This window comes from Oleidesulfovibrio sp. (assembly GCF_047973035.1).
Taxonomy (GTDB): Bacteria; Desulfobacterota; Desulfovibrionia; order Desulfovibrionales; family Desulfovibrionaceae; genus Oleidesulfovibrio.
Map to the genome: position 1 here is coordinate 17,186 of NZ_JBKEBF010000020.1, position 21,895 is coordinate 39,080.

The following is a 21,895-nucleotide window of genomic DNA, read 5'->3' on the forward strand; positions in this document are numbered from 1 at the left end:
GCGTCTTTCCTTTTATAGCAGCCCGTCCAAGGTTGCATATTGGCCCAAGCTCAAATTCGGACTGGCTATAGCAGGGGCATTTGCATGTTGTGCATTTGCAGCCTATGAGCAAGATCAACTACTTTTCTGGGGTCAGGCAGCCGCCTTGGCATCTTATATCAAGCTGGCCCAGCACCATAAGCGTAATGAACAAAAAAACTAAAGCAATAGCCAAAACATTTACCATCTTTGCTGCACTGGCTGGCATTATCTACGTTATACATGCAGCTGGTCTCGACACTATGTTTGACCGCGCATGGGTGGATGATAATATCCGAGATCAGGGCGTCTGGGGCTACACATTGTTTTTGCTCGTCGCAGGCGGGCTGACAGCTGTGGGCATGCCCAGACAATTTGTCAGCTTTTTGGCTGGCTATGCATTTGGTGCTGCCATGGGTACTGTCTGGGGTACGATAGGAACGACTTTGGGCTGTGCATTTGTTTTTGGCTGGGCACGACTTATGGGGCGAGGGTATGTACTCCGCCGCCACGGCAAGCGCATTGAGCGGCTGAACAATTTCATCTCCCATAACCCGTTCAGTATGACGCTGGTTATTCGCTGTTTGCCTGTGGGCAACAACCTGCTTACCAACCTTGCAGCCGGAGTAAGCAATATTCCGGCGTCTTCTTTTATCGGCGGGTCATGCCTGGGATATATCCCCCAGACGCTGATTTTCGCCCTGCTTGGCAGCGGCGTTCGTGTTGATCCCCTTTGGCGCACAACCATCAGTGCCTTACTGTTTGTAATATCGTCCGCTTTAGGCTGGATGCTTTATCGCCGGTACCGTGTCGAAAAAACGCTGGATGAACCAGAAAACGCACCTGCAGAATAAACGGATTCACAAGTCAAAAATAATAAACGCGCCGCGGGCTATGATGGTCCGCGGCGCGTCTTTTTACCAGCAACAGTCTGGGATTGTTATGAAGCCTTTGTCCCGTTAGGCACAGCATTACTGGAGGTCAAAAGTTCCATGCCGTCTTCGGTACGCAAAGCCAGAATCATACCCTGAGATTCCAGCCCCCGCAGCTTGCGCGGCTTCAGGTTGGCCACAATAACCACCTGCTTGCCCTGCAAATCTTCCGGTGCAAAGAATTCTTTCAAGCCCGCGATAATCTGGCGGGGCTTTTGTTCGCCCAGATCAACTTCCACGCGGTAAAGCTTATCTGCTTTGGGGTGGTTTTCCACACACAAAACAGTACCTACACGCAATTCGACTTTCTGGAAGTCTTCAAACTCGGCATAACCCTCAGGTTCGCTATCAGCATTCTTCTCTTGCACAGGCTTCTCTGCACTTTTCGAAGCAGTTGCCGCAGCTTCAGCCTCAATACGTTGCTTTTCCTTATCCCAATCCACACGCGGGAAAAGGCTGGAAGAAACCTGAACGGTGCCGCCGGAGGGCAAATGCCCCCAAGCTTCTGCTTCATCCTGCAAGCGCACGCAAGCCACGTCAAAAGGCAATTGCAACTGCGCAAGCATGGCTTCAGCAGCTTCGGGCATTACCGGCCACAGATTGACGGCAACTTTGCGCATGCACTCAAGAAGAACATACAACACAGTTCCCAGTCGCTCAGTATCGCCGGCTTTATGCAAAGCCCACGGTGCAGAGCTGTCTACGTACTTGTTCAAAGCACGGACAAGCTCCCACAAGGACTCCAGCGCATTGGAAAAACGGACGCGCTCAAAAAGGCGAACATAATTGCGGCACGCCTCCGCAGCAAGGGTCTGTATTTCCTCATCCGCTTCGGTGTATTCTGCGGGAGCAGGTACCACGCCGTCAAAGTACTTGCCGGTCATGGAAAGCACACGGCTGAACAGGTTGCCAAGGTCGTTGGCAAGGTCTGCATTCAGGCGTGCGACCAAAGATTCTTCTGAAAAACTTGCATCACTACCAAAATGCATTTCGCGCAGCAGAAAATAGCGGAACGCACTCAGGCCGTAGCTTTTTGCAACTTCCAGCGGCTCGACTACGTTGCCCAGTGACTTGGACATTTTGGTATCGCGAACCAACCAGTATCCATGCACGTTCAGATTATTATAAGGTTCAAGGCCGGCAGCTTTAAGCATTGTCGGCCAGAACACTGCGTGGGGCTTCAGAATATCCTTTGCCACCAGATGCTGCACACCGGGCCAGAAGGTTGAGAACTTCTCCCCGTCAGGCCAGTCCAGAGCAGAAACATAGTTCAGCAGCGCATCAAACCAGACATAGCAGACGTAGTCAGTATCAAACGGCAGTTCCACCCCCCATGACAGGCGAGATTTGGGTCTGGAGATACACAAATCCTCCAGAGCACCGCTATCCAGAAGCGAAAGGACTTCATTACGATAACGTTCGGGGCGGATAAAGTCGGGGTTATCCAGAATATACTGCTTCAGCCAATCCTGATACTTTGACATGCGGAAAAAGTAGTTTTTCTCCGCAATGTACTCGGGCTTTACCTGATGTTGCGGGCAAAGGCCGTTCTCAAGCTCTTTTTCCGTATAGAAACGTTCACAACCATAACAGTAGTGGCCGCCATATTCACCAAAGTAAATATCGCCGCTGTCGTATACTTTCTGCAGCATGGCCTGCACGCACTTTTTGTGCGATTCATCAGTCGTCCGGACAAAATGGTCGTACTGAATCCCCATGGAAGGCCACAGGTCGCGGAAAGTCGAACTGATGTTATCCACATACTCTTGCGGTGAGCAGCCATTTTTTTCAGCAGCCTGTACTATTTTATCGCCATGTTCATCAGTGCCGGTAAGAAAATACGTTTTCTTGCCCAGCAGCATATGAAAGCGGCGAAGAGCATCAGCAATAATAGTTGTATAGGCATGCCCCAGATGAGGCTTTGCATTTACGTAGTAAATCGGGGTTGTGATATAAAAGGGTTGCAACGTCTACTCCTGATCATTGCGTAACGGCTTGCAGCAACCAAACCTGATTAATCATTCTGATCGAACTCATCACCGCGGGGGCGGCGTTTACGCTTGCGCTTACCTCTGGTTGTACGACGCGAAGTGCCGTCAGCACTCTTCACCTGGCTTCTACGGCGCTCTGCCTGTTTATCTGTCTTCGCTCCGGCATCGGGTGTTGCTTTTGCAACTTCCGGCTGCTTTTCAGAAGAACTTTTTTCTTCCGCGTCACCTTGCTGGCTCGTGCTGTCAGCTTGATTCTGAGAAGAGCCTGCTGTCGCGGCATCCTGCGAAACTTCCGCAGGCTGCTCAGACGGTTCGGCTTCTTTCTTTTCCTGCGGTGCAGGCTTCGGCTGTTGAACCGGCTGCTGAGGGGCGTCAGGACGATGCGGATTGCTGTCGCGCCAGTCATCCAGAGTAATTTCAATCTCTTCACCGCCGTCGCGCAATAACGTCACGCTGCTGCGGAACATGTTTGCGCGCAGAACTTTTACGGCACCGTCATCAGTCTGGTATTTTTTACCCAGTTTCGGACAACGTCTGTGAAAGTCTTCATAGTTTTCCTGTTCATAACTCAGGCAGCAAAGCAGCCTGCCGCAGATTCCGGAAATCTTGGCCGGATTGAGAAAGAGATTCTGCTCTTTCGCCATCTTAATGGTAACAGGAGCAAACTTGCGCAAAAAACGACGACAACAGCAAACCATACCGCAGTTACCCACGGCGCCGATCATCTGCGTTTCGTGTCGTACTCCGATCTGCCGCAACTCGATACGGGTACGATAATTTTTCACAAGGTCCTTTACCAGTTCACGGAAATCTATGCGGGTAGGTGCGGTGAAGTAGAAAACAATCTTACTGCGGTCAAAGAAAACCTCGACGTCGACAAGCTTCATATCAAGGCCAAGGTTTTTGACACACTCGTTGCAATATGTTCTTGCTTCAAGCTCCAGAGCAGAGTTTTCCTCTGCAGCCTGCAGGTCTTCTTCCTGCGCAATACGACTGACGGGCTTAAGCTCATCTGTCTCCGCATCTGCAGGCAGGCTATCGCGCAAGGTGACAACTTCCCCGAGCCCTTCACCCTGCTCTGTGGAAACAAGAATCCGATTCCCCGGTTCCAGCTCCAGCCCTGCATCGTCAAAATAGTATATCTGTCCGTAATCACGGAACTTAACGCCGACTATCTTGTTCATCAAAAAATACCCTTTGCCGCCGGTCTCCCGATAGCTTGCGGTGTACATATATCAAGCGCTTTTGCGCCATCTAGCATATCAAACGAAATAACCTCTTCTTTTCCGCTTTTATGGGCAACCTGTCAATAAAGCCATTCTATGGTTGTCAGCCGCACGATTGTGCATTATTTAACTATCTCCCGAAAGGGATTAAGTCTGGCACTCATACAGACAAACTGCACCTCGAAAGGAGATTGTTCATGCTTTCCCGAGACGAAGCCCTTGCCCTGCTTAAAAGCACCAACCCCGATGACCATCTGATTCACCACGCCTTGCAATCCGAGGCAGTTATGCGCATGATGGCAAAACGGTTGAACGAAGATGAAGAGCTTTGGGCATTGGCAGGACTACTGCATGACATTGACTTTCCTTTAACCAAAGAGACCCCCGAACGCCATGGCCTGCTGGCTATGGATCTGCTCGCAGACAAGCTGCCGGAGCCTGCTCTTGCCGCCATTCGTGCTCATAATTCTGAGTACACCGGCCACACGCCCCAAACCCGTATGGATTGGGCGCTTCGCTGCAGCGAAACGGTTACCGGACTTGTTGCAACAAACGCTTTGGTGCGCCCTCAGGGGATGGAGGGAATGACACCGAAAAGCCTGAAGAAAAAAATGAAGGACAAAGCGTTTGCGGCCAGTGTCAACAGAGACAACATCCGCGAATGCGAGCAGATTGGCCTGGAGCTAGGCGATTTTCTGCAAATCGCCATTGACGCAATCAGCCCCATTGCAGCCGAAGTCGGCCTTGCCAAGGGCTAGCCCAAAGGATTCGACATGAAATTATCTTTCGTTATTGTCACACGTAACGTCAATAAGTACATCGAAGGCTGCCTCGACTCTGTTTTCGAGGCCATAGCAGAGGTTTCCACCCTTGGTATCGAGGGTGAAGTCTTTGTCGTAGACAACGCTTCTTCCGACGGCACCGCCCGCACTGCAAAAAGCAGCCATGGCAGCATTACGCTGATTGAAAACACTGCCGACCGCGGCTTTGCCGCCGCTGCAAACAAAGCCATCAAACGCGCTACCGGCGATCTGGTATTCTTCGTTGATCCCCGTACAGAAGTGCTCAGCGGCTCTCTACGCCGGATTCTCGACCACATGGAAACCAACACCGACTGCGCTATTGCAGGCGGCAAAGTTATCGATAAAAAAGACCTTACCGTCCGCGGCGCACGTCGCCTGCCCGGTTTTATCACCAAACTTACCGAAGCCTTCGGCCTTGCCGATATGGCTCCTTCCAGCTGCCTGAACCACGCAGCCTATGGCAGTAAACGCCTCGAGCAGCCTGCCAAGGTCGGCTACGTACCTTTTACTTTTGCTTGCGTGCGTGCAGAAATTTTCCGCAATCTCGGCCCGCTGGATGAACGGTTCTTCGGCGGCTTTGCCGATACCGATCTTTGCCGCCGTGTTTCCCGCGCCCTTAACCCTTCATGGAAGGTGGCTTTCGTTCCTCAGGCCCGTGTGCGCCTGCTGGACGGTTTTGCCATGAAGCCTGAAGTTCAGGACTTCGACCTCTACGGTTGTGCAGTTGTACGCCATCGTGTGCGTAGTGAAATGATGTACGTGTGGAAAAACTACTGTATTCTTAATTCGTTTGCGAACACTATACTTGATCTTACCGCCCATTCTATGCGGTTCTGCATAAACGTTCTTCCAGTTGTGGGTGACTGCGCCAAAAGCCGCCACAATGCAGTAGTAGTAAAAGAAACTGCTCTTGCCATGGTAGACACCCAACTTGGCACACAATACCCCGCTACACCGTGGGAATAGCCGCCACTTACTCAGCATATCCAAAGGGCCGGTTTTTTCCGGCCCTTTTTATTTGTATATTTTCACAATCTGTTATCAGGAAAATACAAGAATTAACGTATGAAACCCGTTATCCTCAGCGTATACTCTATAGCAAACCAGACAACCCTGTGATACTCTTACAGTTGTTAAGAACCTAACCTGTTCTCAGGAGGACACATGGCTCCCACCCGTTTTGAAAGCGGTTCCATAAAGTTGGATACGACAATCCCGACTCTGGGACCGGCAAAAATTCCATCCCCCCTTTCTTATTGTCGTTTTGCCAATGAAGAACAGGGATTGAAGCTTTTTCTTGATCATGATCAGGTGGAAGAACTTGGTGACGAGGTTGTTCCGCTTACTTTCGAACCTGCGGGTCCGAGAAAGCACGTGTACTTCGACACCTCGAAAACCAAATGTGCCATTGTGACCTGCGGCGGCCTCTGCCCCGGCATCAATGATGTCATCAGGGCCATTGTCATGGAAGCCTACCATAACTACCGTGTTCCGGCTGTACTGGGTATTAAATACGGGCTTGAAGGCTTTATTCCTAAATACGGCCACGACGTCGTAGAGCTGACGCCTGAGCTGGTGGGCGATATTCACCAGTTCGGCGGTACAATACTTGGTTCATCGCGCGGACCGCAGTCGCCTGAAGAGGTCGTTGACGCCCTTGAACGCATGAACATCAGCATTCTGTTTATGATCGGCGGAGACGGAACCATGAAGGCCGTCAAATCCATCAGCAATGAAGTTAAACAGCGTAAGCTTAAAATCAGCGTCATCGGCATCCCTAAAACAATTGATAACGACATCAACTTCATCAGTCAGTCTTTCGGCTTTGAGACGGCGGTAGACAAAGCGACAGAGGCCATTCAGTGCGCTCATACCGAAGCTGTCGGCGCCATGAATGGTATAGGCCTTGTAAAACTGATGGGGCGGGAATCCGGGTTTATCGCTGCGCAGGCCACACTTTCTTTAAAAGAGGTAAACTTTGTGCTGGTACCTGAAACACAATTTGCCCTGCACGGCGAGGATGGCCTGCTGAAAGCCCTTGCCCGCCGTCTTCGGGATAGAAGCCACGCGGTAATTGTTGTGGCTGAAGGAGCCGGACAACACCTGCTTTCAAGCAGCCATGCAACCGATGCCAGCGGCAACCCTATTCTGGGTGATATAGCCACCGTGCTTCGTTCTGAGATTAAACAGCATTTTGACAAGCTGAACATTCCGCATACGCTGAAATACATTGACCCGAGCTACATTATCCGCTCCGTTCCGGCCAATGCAAATGACCGCGTATACTGCGGATTCCTTGGACAACATGCAGTTCATGCCGGTATGGCAGGCAAAACCGGCATGGTTGTCGCAAAGCTGATGGACAGATATATTCACCTGCCGCTGGATCTTGTGACCAGCAAAAGACGAAAACTTAACATCTTATCTGACTTCTGGCGCGCTGTTCTGGAATCTACAGGACAAGGCCATCTTGCAGGCATGGTGCCGCCGGAAGCACGAAGCTGCCCCAGAGATTAGTATGCTACGTCAAATCAAAGCGTCTGCCGGTTCCGGCAAGACGTATCGCCTTACCGGCGAGTTTTTGGACAGGCTGCAGGCCGCGTCCGAAGACTCGCCTTTTGCCTGTGGCCTTAACGCTACATCCTCAGAATATTGCTGGCCGGAAATTCTCGCCGTCACCTTTACCAACAAAGCTGCCGCAGAAATGAAGGAGCGGATTATCCGTACCTTGAAAGAGCGGGCTCTTGGCATGGGGGCCAGTGGTCCTGCGGCGCAGTGGCAACCTAAAACAGCACGCCGCTGGGTGAACACGCTGTTAAAGCGTTATTCATCGCTTAATGTGCGCACCATTGATAGCCTCCTGCATATGCTTGTACGCCTGTGCGCTCTGGAGCTTGGCCTGCCGCCTGATTTTGAACCGGTATTTGACGAGAAGGATATTTTTGATCCTTTGTATGACAAATTGCTGGACAAAGCGCGCACCGACTCCGGCGAGCTTCAGGAACTGTTGGAAGACGCGTCAGAATCTTTACTTTATCACGGCAATACAAAAGGCTTTATGGCGGGCGACAGGTTGCGTGACAATCTGCTTAGCCTGATGCGCTACAGAATGCGCCATCCGGAAGAAGAAATGCCTGCGGTAGATTCCGAAGAACTGAAAAAGCGCATAATAAACAGAATGCTTTCTCTACAGGATTCAGCGCGGTTCATCCTGCAGGGCATCAGTTCGGAAAATCTTTCAGCCAGCGCACATTACACAAAGTTTCTGTCTAAGGTCACAGAACTTGGACAGCTGGAATCACCGCCCATATCAGCGATGGGAACCAAACAGGATCTCAATGAGTGCCTGAATAAAAAATCCAAAGGCGCTGCTTCGGACGGGCTATACTCTGCCCATTCACAGCTGACGGACGATTACGCATGGCTGCACACAGAGGGCCAACTACTGCGTAAGGCATTGCAACAAGCGCCGTTTATCCGGCTGGTAAACCTGTTAACAGAAGAAGCCCACACCGTACTGAAACAGGACGGCATGGTACCCAACGCCCTCTGGCCGTCATACGCCCGCACAGTGCTGTCGGGCGAAGCCGGTGCATCGGAAGCATTCTGCCGCATGGGTACACAGCTCACCCACCTGCTGGTAGACGAATTTCAGGATACCAGTAACGACCAGTGGCAAGCCATGCTGCCGCTGGCAATTGAATGCATGGCAAAAGGCGGCAGCGTAACCTATGTGGGCGACGTTAAGCAGGCCATCTACAGCTGGCGCGGCGGCGACTCCGACCTGTTCGACGGCGTGCTGGAAGACCCGCAGCTGTTGTCCATATGCCCTGAGCCGCAAAAAGACCCACTGCCGTTCAACTGGCGAAGCAGCGAGGTTGTTGTGACCACCAACAACCGTATATTTGAACCATTGGCTGACAAAGCAATCGCCCGTCAGGCTGCAAAGGCCATCTGCGATTCATCCGCCCCTGATGAAGTTGTTGAAAATGCAGCCAGCCGCATACAGCGCTCGTTTGCAGGAACATCACAGCAGGTTCCTGAATTTAAAAAAGACTCCGGCGGATTGGTGCGCCTGTACAACATTACAGCTGAATCTGCTGAGTCACTGCGGGATAGTGTCCGCGAGGAACTACACGGTCTGGTCATGCACGAACTGACAGGTCGAAGGCAGTGGCGGGATATTGCAGTCCTTGTCCGTTCCAATAGCGAGGCAGGCCAGATCGTCCGCTGGCTGATCGACTGGAATGTGCCCGTCATTACGGAAAACAGCCTTCGCCTGAACGATCATCCGCTTATCAGCCAGACTGTCGCTTTTATGCAATTCCTCGACTACCCTCTGGATGAGCTGGCACTGTGCACTGTGCTTTCCGGTTGCGAGCTTTTCGGGGGAGCAGCGTGTCTGCATGGTGCTTCTGTCAACGACTGGCTGGCCTCACGTGACAATACGCCACTTCTGCCTGCGTTCCGGAAGGCATTTCCGGAACTTTGGGATACATGGTTTGCCCCGTTTTATGCGCAGGCGGGATTGATGAGCGCTTATGACACTGTTCAGGAACTGTTCAACCGCTTTAATATTGACCAACGTCACTCCACGGACACAGTATTCATCCGGCGCTTTTTAGAAATCATACACGCTGCCGATTCCAAAGGGATGCGGTCTCTTTCAACATTCCTAGAATACTGGCATGAGGACGGCAAAGAAGAAAAAGTCCCCATGCCGGACAACCTGAACGCTGTCCGCATCATGACCATGCACAAATCCAAAGGGCTTGAGTTCCCTGTGGTCATTATCCCGTTTCATCACCACGCATTGCAAAACAGCAGCACTCCCGTCCGAGCCATGGTTGACGGAATGGACGTAATGGTAACCAGTTGTAAAGAACTGGGCACCAGCTGGTACAATGAGCGAGCCAAAGAAGCCTGCGAGCAACTCAACCTGCTGTACGTCGCATGGACCCGCCCTGTGGATGAATTACATGCGTTTCTGACCAGCACTTCACGCAATGAAGATAGCGCCCCAATGCTGACCGCGTTACGGGTCGTTCTGGGAGATGAGTTTCCAGAGGCAGGAGAAACAGTTCAATGGGGTGAATCTCCTGAAAATCAGGCCGAAATGAAAAAAGCTGCCGACCCGTGCATTGCGCCGTGTGAAGAATCCTGCACCTGCACTCCTCAAGAACAGATTGAGGGCTCCGAACCTGCGAAATGGACTCCCATGGAATGGCTGCCGACCTTAAAAATCTTCCGCAATCCGCTGGAAGAAATGGTCTTTGACGAACGCCGCCGCGGGGAGCTGGCGCATAGCTGCATGGAAGCCCTCACGCTGACAGGAGATGCAGAAGCCGATGTGCGCCGCGCCATTGACCACAGCATAAGTAAACTGCCATTCGCTCTGCCTGACAAAGAAAAAACAGAGGCAGAGCTATACTCCATGCTCAGTTGGGCGGCATCACTGCCCCAGATGCCGGAGTGGCTCTCATACGGTATTCCTGAACAAAGCATCATGGATGCCGACGGTGCGATGCACCGTGTTGACCTGTACGTAGACAACGGCCATGCGTGCACCATAGTTGAATACAAAACAGGATCGGAAAGCTCTGCACACAGACAGCAGGTAACGCGCTACCTTAACCTGCTGAAACAGATTTCAACGCGCCCTGCGCAGGGCGTCATTGTCTATCTGGACCTGCAAAAAACAATTACCGTAGATTCCTAAGGCACAAGTTATGACATCTTCCAGTTTCAATATGCCTGCCAGCCTGCCGGCGGGGTCCGTTGGCATCGTTCCGTGGCAGAACGATTTTCTACAAGCCTTGCTACGCGTTGTGCTGCAGGAAACAGCAGGCAATACCGGTAATGCCGTCATTATTTTTCCGCATGGCCGGCCTCGCCGTTACTTAACGGAGCTATTCCGCACATCGCCGCTGGTTCAGCGTCCGTGCCTGATGCCTCAGATGCTCTCTGTCAGTGAGTTTCTTTCCGGTTTACGAGCACAGACAGAGCCTACTCCCCCTAAAACCATTGAACTGCTTGACCGTGTGGGCCTGCTGTTCGAATCAGTGCAGGCGCTCGGTCTTGGCGAACAAAATGACATCAATCAAGCGGACCTTGATACAACAAGTACCTTCAGCCCCCGTGGCCCGCTTACTGCTTTGCCCCTTACGGATGCCAAACGTTTTTTCCCTTGGGGAGTGCGTCTTGCCGCCTTGCTGGAAGACTTTTACAACCAAGGCATGGTTCCGGATGATTATCACTACATGGAAGGCGATGTAGTAGATTTTGCCGCAAGGCTTCTGGAACAATTAGGTTCTATCCACCACTTGTACACGGCTCAGCTGGATGCATGCAACTGGACAACGCCGGGGTACGATGCCTTCAGGGCTGTTTCTTTACTGGACAACCATATTCCCACTTTTGAAAGTAAGCAATTTTTCATAGCCGGTTTTTATGGCCTGACAGGTGTGGAAAAAAAAGTATTCACCACATTACGAGAACAGTATGGCGCACGCTTCATCCTGCATACTGATCCGGCAATTGCAGAACAAAGCGGCAGACAGCACTGGTCGTGCAGAGAGCATGTGACGCTTCTTAAAGACTGGAAAACAGATGCTTTTCTGTTGGAAAACCCAGAGGATATCACACCGGCAATAAGCTATTACGAAGGTTTTGACCTGCATTCACAGCTTGATGCACTTTCAATGCAACTGCGCGAAGCAACAACGCTGGATAACTCCGCTATCGTTCTGCCTGATTCAGGAATGCTGATGCCCCTGCTGCATCATCTGCCCCAGAAAGATATTAACATCTCTATGGGGTATCCGCTTGGCAAGTCTCCACTCTCCCGCCTGCTGGATACCATCATGGATCTGCAGGAAGAAAGAACTGAGGCCGGCTATCCGTGGCGCAAGATTATTGATCTGATACGCCATCCATACCTTAAAATGCTGGCTGTGGGCGATGAACGACCGTTACAGCGTATACTGCACGCCTTGGAAAACTCTGTTCGTAAAGGTGCCCGCCACACTGACCCGCGGCATATCGAACAAGACACGTATGAAAGTACTCTGGAAGGTTGTACCACCTCGCCGGAAGAAGCGCGCCAGCTGCTGGAGCGTATTTTTGCACTTACTCTCTCGCGCTGGGAACAGGTGACCACGCCGTACGCTATGGCAGAGGCATTATCAGACCTTTGCGTCATGCTGATCGAACAAGGCGGAGACATGTGGAGCCGGTTCCCTGTGGACGCCGAGTGCATGTACCGCCTTATCCATCATGTGATTCCGGCATTACGTGAAAGCCACATGAGCAGAACAACGCTGACAAACGGGCTGCTGTTCACCATTTTACGGGAAATGCTGAATGCGGAACGTGTTCCTTTTGAAGCAGAACCGCTGACCGGCTTACAGGTACTTGGTATGCTGGAGTCACGCCTTTTGCGCTTCAATCACGTCTATGTGATGGATGCGACAGAAGATAACCTTCCGGGTGCTCCCGGCAATGACCCGTTGCTGCCGGAGAATCTGCGCGGGCTCCTTGGCCTGCCCGACATCCGCCACCGCGAACGTGTCTCAGCGTACAACTTCTTCCGCCTGATTAACGGAGCCCGCAAAGTTACATTACTCTATCAGGCGGGCACATCCCAGTCCGGCCTTCTGGATGAGAAAAAGTTGCGAAGTCGCTTTCTGGAAGAGCTGGTGTGGCAGGAAGAGCAACGGCAAGAAAAACTGCTTGTTGCAGGCTCCGCGCCGATTCACGCTATTACCTACACCATTCCGGCAATCAGTATGGCTGATGTCGTTATAGAACGTTCTGAAGCCATTAATCAAAAGGTGCAGGAGTTCCTGTCAAGACCTGTTGCGCCTACCGCTCTCGACACCTACCTGACCTGCCCTGTGCGTTTTTTCTATGAGCGCCTTTGCAAAATCAATCCGGCAGAAGAAGTAAACGAAGGCGATGACCCGCTGGCCGTCGGGGACCTGCTCCACGGAGTCCTTCAGGAATTTTACACTCCGCTTGTTGGTAAAGAAGTAAGCAGGCAAGACTTGAATCGCGACAGCCTGTGTACTCTTTTCCGCAAAAAGCTTTTTGAAAGCGACCTTAAAAATACGCTTCCGTATGACTCCTATGCAATGCTCAAGGCTTCCGGTCCGGAAAGGCTGATACGCTTTATTAATAACCAACCCGATCTGACCCGTATCATCAAACTGGAAGAGAAGCTGGAAGCTGCCATAGAAATAAACGGCGCAAAGCGATGGCTGACTGGTCGTCTGGACAGAGTGGATGAACGCGACGGCAAATGCATCATACTGGATTACAAAACCGGCTCCGTTCAAAAACCCAGACCACCTGTCTGGCAGGATGAGCAGCTCTGGAAACGGCTTGCAGTATGGCAGCCAGATCAGGTTGAGGATGACCCGCTGACTGCACTTGCTGACAATCTGCACAGCATACAGCTGCCATTTTATATTCACCTATATGGTGCCGCCAGCGGACAGGAGGTAGGAAACGCCGGATGGGTGGCGCTGCGCGAACATGGCAAAGAGGAACTTCTGCTTCCTGCTTCCATTAATGATGAAACGTTACACTACATTGTTTCACAACAAATTCCAACAGTGCTTGCTTTTATACTACGACACCTTGCAAGCTCCTCCTCCTTTCGCCCGAGGCGAGGAAAACATTGTGACTGGTGCTTTTATGCCAATCTGTGTACATTCCGCCCTGAGGGACCAACGGGATAGGTGCGTCCAATGAGCGCCAATCCCTTTCGCTTTTGTCCTTGTCTGGACAAAAGCTTCATCATTCGGGGCGGTTCTGCCCCATGGAGGACTGAATCATGGTTTTTCCAAACCTTAAAATTGGCGACATTGTCGCCCGAGTTCCTATCATCCAAGGAGGGATGGGGGTAGGAATCTCACTTTCCGGCCTGGCCAGCGCTGTTGCCAACGAGGGCGGCATCGGCGTTATTGCAGGCGCTATGATCGGCATGAACGAGCCGGATGTTGCTAAAAATCCGCTCGAGGCGAACGTCCGCGCTCTGCGCAAGGAAATCCGCCGTGCAAAAGAATTAAGCAAAGGAGTACTTGGCGTAAACCTGATGGTTGCGCTGACCAACTTTGCTGATCTGGTAAAAACATCCATTGACGAGAAGATCGACATAATCTTCTCAGGTGCAGGCCTTCCGCTTGACCTGCCCAAATACCTGAAGGAAGCCTGCGAACAGCGCAAGGAAGAAGTGCACACCAAGTTGGTGCCTATTGTTTCTTCTGCCCGTGCGGCCTCCGTCATCTGCAAAAAATGGATGTCCCGCTTTGACTACCTGCCTGATGCCTTTGTGGTAGAAGGCCCCAAAGCCGGCGGCCACTTGGGTTTCAAGCCGGAAGAGCTTGACAACCCTGACTTTTCGCTTGAAAGCGTAATCCCCCAAGTCATTGAAGCCGTCAAGCCATTTGAAGAAAAGCATAACAAGCGCATCCCCGTCATTGCCGCGGGTGGCGTTTACACCGGCGAAGATATTCACAAGTTCATCGAAATGGGCGCTGCAGGCGTTCAGATGGGCACCCGTTTTGTGGCAACGCACGAGTGTGACGCTGACGAGCGCTTCAAGCAGGCGTATGTCGATGCAAAGCAGGAAGATATAGTGGTTATCAAAAGCCCTGTCGGCATGCCCGGCAGAGCCATCCGCAGCTCTTTTGTTCAGGATGTGGATGAAGGCAAACGCCATCCGGTAAAATGCCCTTTCCATTGCATTCGTTCATGCCAGGTGGAAAAAAGCCCTTACTGCATTGCAGCTGCTTTGCTTAATGCAAAAAAAGGTAACCTTAAAAAAGGATTTGCCTTCTCTGGAGTCAATGTGCACAGAGTAGATAAAATCCAGTCTGTAAAGGACCTTGTAGGCTCTTTGGGAAAAGAGTTCGATGCTGCAGGCACGTTACGCTCTATACCTCAAGCTTCCTAAAAACAAGCGCCCCTGAGAAAACTCGGGGGCGCTTTTCAATTTATTCAATAACACGACAATCACTTTGACTTCCGGCTGCTCACCCGCGCTCCTGGGTGCGCTCTGTCATACACCTCAACCAGCTTTAAAAGATTCAGATGCGTGTATCGCTGAGTAGTTGTAAGCCGTGCATGCCCCAGTAACTCCTGCACACTACGCATGTCCGCACCAGCTTCCAGAAGATGCGTGGCAAAGGAATGACGCAATCCATGAGGCGAAATAGTCTGCGGCAGCCCTGCCATACGGCATAAGTCCTCGATAATCCGCAATGCCTGCCGCCTGTTCAACCTGCCACCGCGGGCACCAAGAAACACCGCCTGTTCCTTACCGCCCGAAGCGTCCAGCACGTCACGTACGTCCAGCCACGTATCAAGTGCTTTCTGGCTGGTATCAGAAAGCGGTACGATACGCTCCTTACGGCCTTTACCCATAACGCGGACAAGTCCGCTTGATGGTTCAATATCACGCAGGTCTAAAGCAAGAGCTTCTGAAATTCGCAAGCCGGACCCATAAAGCAATTCTGCCAGCGCAAGATCACGGGCAAGTTGTTCTGCCTTATGCGCCTGCCGTGTTTCTTTTGCCGCGCGCTGCACTTTCTGCTTTTTCGCATCCAGCACAGCGTACGCCTGATCGACGTTCAAGGCTTTGGGGTTACGTCGCTCCTGCTTGGGGTTAGATACCCCGTCTGTCGGGATAGCTTTAAGAATCCCCCTGCGTGCCAGATAACGAAAAAATCCCCGCAACGCTGAAAGCTTGCGCCCCATAGATGTCTTGCCTACCTGCTGTCGATGCAGATTTGCCAAAAAATCATGTACCTGCCGCGTAGTCACATCCGCCGGAGCATCCAGAGTACCCCCTTTGCTTTGAATAAAAGACTCGAATTGTGCAAGATCACGGGCATATGCCTCTACAGTAGCAGACGAGTATCCTTTTTCCAGCGCAAGATGCCCCATATACATCTCAGCCATATCAGGCAACGGGGGCAGGTTCGGCTCAAGTGCGCCGTCTGTCCATGACATAATTGCTCCGCGGGTCTTCTTTTGCTTTCTTTTTCAACGTGGATGCGATGGCGGAAACCTCACCAAAGTGCTCTAGCTTGCCATTGACGTTAACCACCACAGCAATAGATATGGCCATCAAAGGGAACGACTGAATTTCGCCGCGTCTGTCGGTAGAAACAATCCCGCCTTGCTCGCGGTCCTTTTCGTCATAGAAATGAGGAACAATGGAATCAAAGCTGGTAACTATGCGCTGGCATGCTCCTTCGATCAAATCCAACGGCAGACCAAACACAAAGTCATCTCCGCCGACATGCCCGACAAAAGACACCGTACCGGTATATGATTTGATTATATTTACAATGATACGGGCAGTCATCATGAGCGCTTCATCACCACGTGAAAAGCCGTATTTATCGTTAAACGATTTGAAGTGATCAAGGTCAGCATAGCCAAAAGCAAAATCAGCTTTGCGGTCTATCTGCTCCTGAATAAAATGAATGATGGAAGTATTGCCCGGCAGCCGCGTCAAAGGATTTGCGTCCAGCGAGCGCGAAGCACGATTCATCGTCAAATCCACACGCGCTTTGACTACTTCGGGAATTAGGGGGCGGACGAGAAAGTCATCCGCCTCAACTTCTGACCAATCAAAACCGCCCTGCAAAGTCTGGTGCTCCAGACAGAGTATCACGGGCACCTGCCGGTACACATTCTCGCTTTTTACCATGCGCACCAAGTCGGTTCCTTGCATATCTGCAAGCACCATATCAACCAGAACAAGGTCAGGAGGGTCGGAAAAAATAGATTCCAGCGCCACGGCACCGCACTCAAACGATGTCCACGCCATAACCTCCTCCGGCCACAAAGCGGAAACCATATCCAGCACGGATGGCTCACAAGTAACCAAAAAGGCACGTAGTCGCCTCCCAGCAAGACCATTACCAATGTGCGGCACAGTATCCTCTATCCCAGCTTAAGTTCTGAAACTTCAATGAATTTAGTACACAGAGCATCAAGCACCTGCTCCAGTAAACGCTGGTTCAGATTAAGCAGCTTCATGGCCTGAGGCAACATATACGGAACGTTCTCATCACCTCCATTGCCGTACTCGAATACACGGGTAAGGAAGTTGCCAATATGCACTACGCAGGCAAACTGCGTGTAGTGCTGAGCAGAAAGAGGCTTGTGGTGGTACGCAATAGCTTCGCTGATGTTGGGTGGCAAGTTCCAATGTTTACCCAGCCACAGATTCACTCTGTCATGTGAAAAACCGAGTATACGCTTTTCTGCTTCAAGATACGTCAGATCTTCTGCCTGCACCAGAGCATCAATTGATTTTTTGGCTTCCGGCAGCTGTACTGCAGTGACAACTTTACCCAGATCATGCAACAGCCCTGCAACAGCATACTCTTCCGGATCTTTAAGCCCCAGAATCCGCGCAATTTCACCGCTGGCAAGTGCACACCCCACGCTATGGTCCCACAGCCCCACCATGGTCTTGTTCATATCATCAAAGACTGAAGTAGATATAATCAGTCCGCGGATGACGTTGAAACCCAGCAGGACCAGAGCATGCTGGACAGAAGAAATCCGTCCGGGAAACCCGTAAATGGGCGAGTTGACCATTTTCAGTACTTTTGCGGAAAGTACCTGATCATAAGAGATAACTTTTGCAATCTGCTCAGAAGACGAGTTGGGGTCATCAACAAGACGCGAAACCTCTTCAAGAGCATCGGGCAAGGTCGGCAAATTTTTAACCGCCAGAATCTGCCCTTTATATTCCGTAATCAAATCTTGTGTCATACCTGACGCCCTTCTTCTGCTTCTTCCGCATCAGGCAAATCTACCTCTTCAGCAGCCTTCAGCGCAGCAGCCTCCGCCGCTGCTTCTGCTGCTTTAGCATGAAAATACCTGTCCAGCGTGGCGCGTAACGCCAGCATAAAGCGGTCCCCTTCGTGCTTGCGGAAAAGAGGCCCAAGACGCTTACGGATTTTGCCATAGTCAGCACCGCCATCAAGGCCATCCAAATCAACAGGGGTTCCCTGCACAACTATAGAGGACACTCCTGTCTGACCTATACGGGCAATCAGAGCTTCGCTCAATTCGGTTCCTTCACCGATCAGAGTAATGCCGTCTGCACGTTCTACAGCCTTAGCCAGCTTCATGCCGGGAGCCGCAAGTTTTAAAGGGATTTTCTGCATGTACGAATCCGTAGTAAAAAATCAGTGTCGTAAAAACTACGCAGCACTATACATCATACCGGGAGCCTGCCGGACGGAACCTGCCATCTCAAGCAACAGCAAAACAGTGCTGACTCTGCCGGCATCCCACGCAAGCTCTCTGCGTAAAGCATCTATATGAAGCTGGCCTGACCGTGCAAGCACAGACAGCACTTTATCTTCATCTGTTATTTCAAAATTATCAATTACAGCATGGTTATTCTGCGACTTTGCCACATTCGAATTACTATCCTGACAACCGCATACAAGGCCAGAAGAGCAAGCAAAATCGTCAACATGCTCAATTGATTCTGGATGCTCTTCTCCGGCTACAAATGCTTCTTCCGACGAGCCACAGTGTTGCTGCAACAGGAAACCACCCTGCGTCTCATCAGTAGCCGGAAAGCTTTCAGCTTTAGTTCTTACCTGCGACCTTAGAACAACTGCAAGCTCAAGCAACACATCATCAGAACTGCATACGGTACGAGCCCCCTGTTTGATAAGCTCGTGACAGCCGGAGGATGTTTGTGCAGTGATTCTGCCCGGTACGGCAAACACTTCGCGCCCATGCTCAAGGGCAAGACGTGCAGTGATCAGGCTACCGCTTCTGGCTGCAGCCTCAACAACAAGAATACCCACTGACAGCCCGCTGATTATCCTGTTACGGATAGGAAAATTTTTACCTTCCGGAGGAACACCCGGAGCAAACTCCGTAACAACCAGCCCCTGATGCGCAAGAGCATGCAGCACGTCTTTGTTTTCAGGGGGATAAATCTGGTCAGGACCGTTTCCGAGTACGGCAACCGTACTACCTATCGCCTGCAACGCAGCTAGATGAGCCTGTCTGTCTATCCCTCGCGCCATACCGGAAACGATAGTGATGCCTTTTTCAGAAAGCTGGCGGCTGATCGTTGCAGCCACATCAAGCCCGTAACGGGAGCAACGCCTTGCGCCCACCACACCTACCATATTTGAAGAGAGAAGTGAGGCATCACCCAGATAGTACAGAAAAAGCGGCGGGTCAGGAATCTGCTTCAGGCAGGCAGGATAGCGCGGGTCATTCCACAAAAGAATTTTGTACCCTGCTTTACCGGCTGCTTCCCATTCAGTTCGGGCTTCCGCGCGCCATGCGCCGCGAGCACAATATTCAGCCCGACTTGAGGGAATCCCGGCCGCTTTCCAATCTGCCGCAGATACAACTGCGTCATACGGAGAAGGATAAAACTCCAGCAGACGTTTCCACGTTCTGGGACCGACTCCCTGAGAATACCGCAAAGCAAGACAGGCCCAGAAATCTTTACGCTGCATTTCGTTCATGTGGCGCAAGGTATAGGCGTCTGGATGTTCACCGCTGGGCTGAGGCAATTCGGCTTTCAGCGGCGGTTCGCCTCTGAAGGAAAAAGACACGCATTCACTTCCGGCAGGCTACAGGGACTTCAGACGATTGCGGGCAAGCCCTGCAGGCTCTGAACCAGGGTACTCGTCAACAAGAGTCTGCAAATAGAAACGTGCGTTACTTTTGTCGCCCAGCATATCGTACGCAAAACCGGTCTTCAGCATTGCAGCCGCAGCCTTGCCATGCTTCGGGTACTTTCGCACAACTTCTTTAAAGGTCAGTATGGCTTCTGCGTAGCGTTTTTCATGGTAGTACGTTTCTCCCAGCCAATACCTTGCATTGGGTGCAAGCCCGCTGTCGGGAAAATCAGCTAGAAACGCTTCAAGTATGCTTCGGCCGGAAGTAATGTCTTCGTTCATTACGGCATTAACACCAGCCTGATATCGCTCAGTTTCGCCACTGGCAACCGGCACCCTGGCTGAAGCACTTTTCACTTGCACCGTTGCAGGCTGCGAATCTGCGCTGGCGGGCGAGGCTGGAGGAACCACTGTCTTTGTTGCGGGCTGGTGTTGCTCAACCTTTACAGAAGCTACCACAGAAGAATCTGCATATTTTTTTGCATTCATGGCAGCACGCAGGGCTTCCGCCTCTGCCTGTGCAGCGGCAGCACCATGCAGGCTTTCCGCAAGATCTTTTTCTACTCTCGCAAGACGCTTTTCAAGAGCTTGCAACCGGCTGGCAACTTCTGCTTTTTCTGCACGACTTTGTTCTTGCGTCTCAAGCTGATTCGCTTCAAGATTCTGTAAGCGCCATTCGCTGCTAGCGCCCAGGCTCTCTCCATTTCGCGGGGTACAGCCCAAAAAGCTTAAAAGTCCTGCGACAACAAGCAGTAACAACATATTCTGCCGAATTCTCATTCCAGCGCCTCCGGTGCACATAACCTTGTCTTTGCAATGCATCACATTTAAATAGGCGACAAGCGGGTATTAATCAAGACAACTTACCGCTTCAACGCCTCGGTAACCCTGTATAACTTGCATCAAGTGGCTTTTTAAGGCAAAAGACCCATGCCACCTTTATGGTGTGCAAACTGGGTGAATCTCACCAAGGAGCCTCTTTCACAATGACCCCACTTATATCTGATCCCCTGCAGCCGGTGTTTGTATTTGCCGGTGCCGCGTTCAGCGTCTGCCTGCTGGCAACTATCTGCGCACCGCTGATCACGCTCACCAGCCAGATTCTGGCTTCCAGTCGGAAAAAAGTTTTTTACGATAAATTTGCCAAGCAACTCGCTACAATGGCCACCACGCTGGGTGTACTCTGCTTTACCACCATGGCCGCCGGCATACTGCATACCGCCCTTGAAGAACCTGCTCTTTTTGAAGGCCCTCTTCGTCTTCCCCTGATGGCAGCCTTAGGTGTGCTGACATTCGCTTTCGCCCTGCAGGTTACCTATTCGCTCACATGGAATTCTCTGAAAAAAAATAAAGCACTGCATAAGCTTCTCGGGCTTTTGGCGGGGCTTGCTATGTTCACTGCTGTTTTTCTGTCTCTGGGCCTTAAGAGAGCCGTTCTGACTTCCGGTCAGTCCATTTCCTCCGGCTCTTCATTTGTCGATGTTTTTCTTACCGTATACTCCATTCCTATCTATTCCGTTTTCTGGCCTCTTCTTGCTCAGGCCTTAATCGCCGGTATGGGAGCAGCCGGAGGACTCGGGCTTTGCTATTTGCTGATGCGCCGCGAAGCAGACAACTTCGGTCGTGACTATTACAACTTCAGCGCAGCATATTGTGCGAAATGCGCACTTTTTCCCAGCATGTTGCAGACCGTTCCGGCGGCATTGCTTGTCTGGATGTCACAGTCCCTTATCACTCCCTTTACCATACAGAACCCTTTTCTTGCCTTGTGGGCAGCTGGCATTGCATTGCCGCTGTTGTCCTGCATCCTCTGGGCTGTAATAGCCAAAAGCAACACACCCATGCGCCACAAGCCGGGTATGATTATCGCCCTGTTCTTGCTTGTCACCGGCTTTGCAGTTCAAATGTTGGCAGGCCTTCGGATTTACGGACTTCTTTAGCATGCCACGCTTCATACTACAATCAACCTGATAATATAGTTATTAATTTACGCCTGTAAGGTTCTGCGAAAAACAGAACCTTACAGGCGTAAATGTATTCAGCGCTCGTATACTTCGTAAGTTACGGCGCAGCTTAGCGTCAGATGAAGGCACAGCGTCCTTCGTTTTTTGTTCCGCTTCTCGCCTCTCCTCAAATTACACTCCGAGAGCCACCTGTTACAACCAACTTTACCAGCAGGGTTACATCCCCCTCAGAGTCGCCGGATATGACGGCTAACAGTAAAAATAAAAAGACCAT

General features: G+C 51.4%; 16 protein-coding genes. 8 read left to right on the forward strand and 8 right to left on the reverse strand.

Going from position 1 to position 21,895, the window contains the following annotated elements:
- Nucleotides 1-185 precede the first annotated feature (185 nt).
- Complete coding sequence (locus ACK5LI_RS06035; RefSeq protein ID WP_416947217.1) at nt 186-872, forward strand: TVP38/TMEM64 family protein; 687 nt, start codon at nt 186-188, stop codon at nt 870-872.
- Nucleotides 873-958: 86 nt separating this feature from the next.
- Here ACK5LI_RS06035 and metG read toward each other — a convergent pair whose 3' ends face one another.
- Together metG and ACK5LI_RS06045 are read right to left on the reverse strand one after the other, a co-directional pair.
- Entirely contained in the window at nt 959-2,917 is a 1,959-nt protein-coding gene (gene metG, locus ACK5LI_RS06040; protein ID WP_416947219.1) for a methionine--tRNA ligase, read from the reverse strand.
- A 47-nt stretch (nt 2,918-2,964) separates the two neighbouring features.
- A complete protein-coding gene (locus ACK5LI_RS06045; protein WP_416947221.1) occupies nt 2,965-4,125 on the reverse strand; it encodes a PSP1 domain-containing protein in 1,161 nt (386 codons plus the stop codon).
- Nucleotides 4,126-4,364: 239 nt separating this feature from the next.
- On the opposite strand from ACK5LI_RS06045, the gene ACK5LI_RS06050 reads away from it, so the two are divergent.
- The 6 genes from ACK5LI_RS06050 to ACK5LI_RS06075 all read left to right on the forward strand — a co-directional run bounded on the left by ACK5LI_RS06050 (nt 4,365) and on the right by ACK5LI_RS06075 (nt 14,928).
- Nucleotides 4,365-4,925 (forward strand): HD domain-containing protein, encoded by a 561-nt coding sequence (locus tag ACK5LI_RS06050; protein WP_416947223.1) that lies wholly within the window; start codon nt 4,365-4,367, stop codon nt 4,923-4,925.
- A 15-nt stretch (nt 4,926-4,940) separates the two neighbouring features.
- Nucleotides 4,941-5,936, forward strand: coding sequence for a glycosyltransferase family 2 protein (locus tag ACK5LI_RS06055; protein WP_416947225.1), 996 nt, complete (start codon nt 4,941-4,943; stop codon nt 5,934-5,936).
- A gap of 198 nt (nt 5,937-6,134) precedes the next feature.
- Entirely contained in the window at nt 6,135-7,487 is a 1,353-nt protein-coding gene (locus tag ACK5LI_RS06060; protein ID WP_416947227.1) for an ATP-dependent 6-phosphofructokinase, read from the forward strand.
- A gap of 1 nt (nt 7,488) precedes the next feature.
- Entirely contained in the window at nt 7,489-10,689 is a 3,201-nt protein-coding gene (locus ACK5LI_RS06065) for a UvrD-helicase domain-containing protein (RefSeq protein ID WP_416947229.1), read from the forward strand.
- A gap of 10 nt (nt 10,690-10,699) precedes the next feature.
- Nucleotides 10,700-13,711 carry a PD-(D/E)XK nuclease family protein gene (locus tag ACK5LI_RS06070; RefSeq protein WP_416947231.1) on the forward strand — a complete coding sequence of 1,004 codons (3,012 nt, stop codon included), beginning with the start codon at nt 10,700-10,702 and terminating at the stop codon, nt 13,709-13,711.
- Nucleotides 13,712-13,806: 95 nt separating this feature from the next.
- Nucleotides 13,807-14,928 carry an NAD(P)H-dependent flavin oxidoreductase gene (locus ACK5LI_RS06075; protein ID WP_416947233.1) on the forward strand — a complete coding sequence of 374 codons (1,122 nt, stop codon included), beginning with the start codon at nt 13,807-13,809 and terminating at the stop codon, nt 14,926-14,928.
- 59 nt (nt 14,929-14,987) lie between these two features.
- Here ACK5LI_RS06075 and ACK5LI_RS06080 read toward each other — a convergent pair whose 3' ends face one another.
- The 6 genes from ACK5LI_RS06080 to ybgF are packed head-to-tail and all read right to left on the reverse strand — an operon-like array spanning nt 14,988 to nt 20,437.
- Entirely contained in the window at nt 14,988-15,986 is a 999-nt protein-coding gene (locus ACK5LI_RS06080) for a tyrosine recombinase XerC (protein ID WP_416947235.1), read from the reverse strand.
- The gene (locus tag ACK5LI_RS06085; RefSeq protein WP_416947237.1) at nt 15,961-16,920 is read right to left on the reverse strand and encodes a diguanylate cyclase domain-containing protein; all 960 of its coding nucleotides are present in this window, start codon (nt 16,918-16,920) and stop codon (nt 15,961-15,963) included. The genes ACK5LI_RS06080 and ACK5LI_RS06085 overlap by 26 nt, the downstream gene beginning before the upstream one ends.
- A gap of 8 nt (nt 16,921-16,928) precedes the next feature.
- The gene (locus tag ACK5LI_RS06090) at nt 16,929-17,768 is read right to left on the reverse strand and encodes an HDOD domain-containing protein (protein WP_416947239.1); all 840 of its coding nucleotides are present in this window, start codon (nt 17,766-17,768) and stop codon (nt 16,929-16,931) included.
- Nucleotides 17,765-18,166, reverse strand: coding sequence for a hypothetical protein (locus tag ACK5LI_RS06095; protein WP_416947241.1), 402 nt, complete (start codon nt 18,164-18,166; stop codon nt 17,765-17,767). The genes ACK5LI_RS06090 and ACK5LI_RS06095 overlap by 4 nt, the downstream gene beginning before the upstream one ends.
- 36 nt (nt 18,167-18,202) lie before the next feature.
- On the reverse strand, nt 18,203-19,591 hold the full coding sequence (dprA, locus tag ACK5LI_RS06100) for a DNA-processing protein DprA (protein ID WP_416947243.1): 1,389 nt from the start codon (nt 19,589-19,591) through the stop codon (nt 18,203-18,205).
- An 18-nt stretch (nt 19,592-19,609) separates the two neighbouring features.
- On the reverse strand, nt 19,610-20,437 hold the full coding sequence (gene ybgF, locus ACK5LI_RS06105; protein WP_416947245.1) for a tol-pal system protein YbgF: 828 nt from the start codon (nt 20,435-20,437) through the stop codon (nt 19,610-19,612).
- Between the two features lie 206 nt (nt 20,438-20,643).
- Between ybgF and ACK5LI_RS06110 the strand changes: the two genes are divergently transcribed.
- On the forward strand, nt 20,644-21,597 hold the full coding sequence (locus ACK5LI_RS06110; protein ID WP_416947247.1) for a hypothetical protein: 954 nt from the start codon (nt 20,644-20,646) through the stop codon (nt 21,595-21,597).
- The last annotated feature ends 298 nt before the right edge of the window (nt 21,598-21,895 follow it).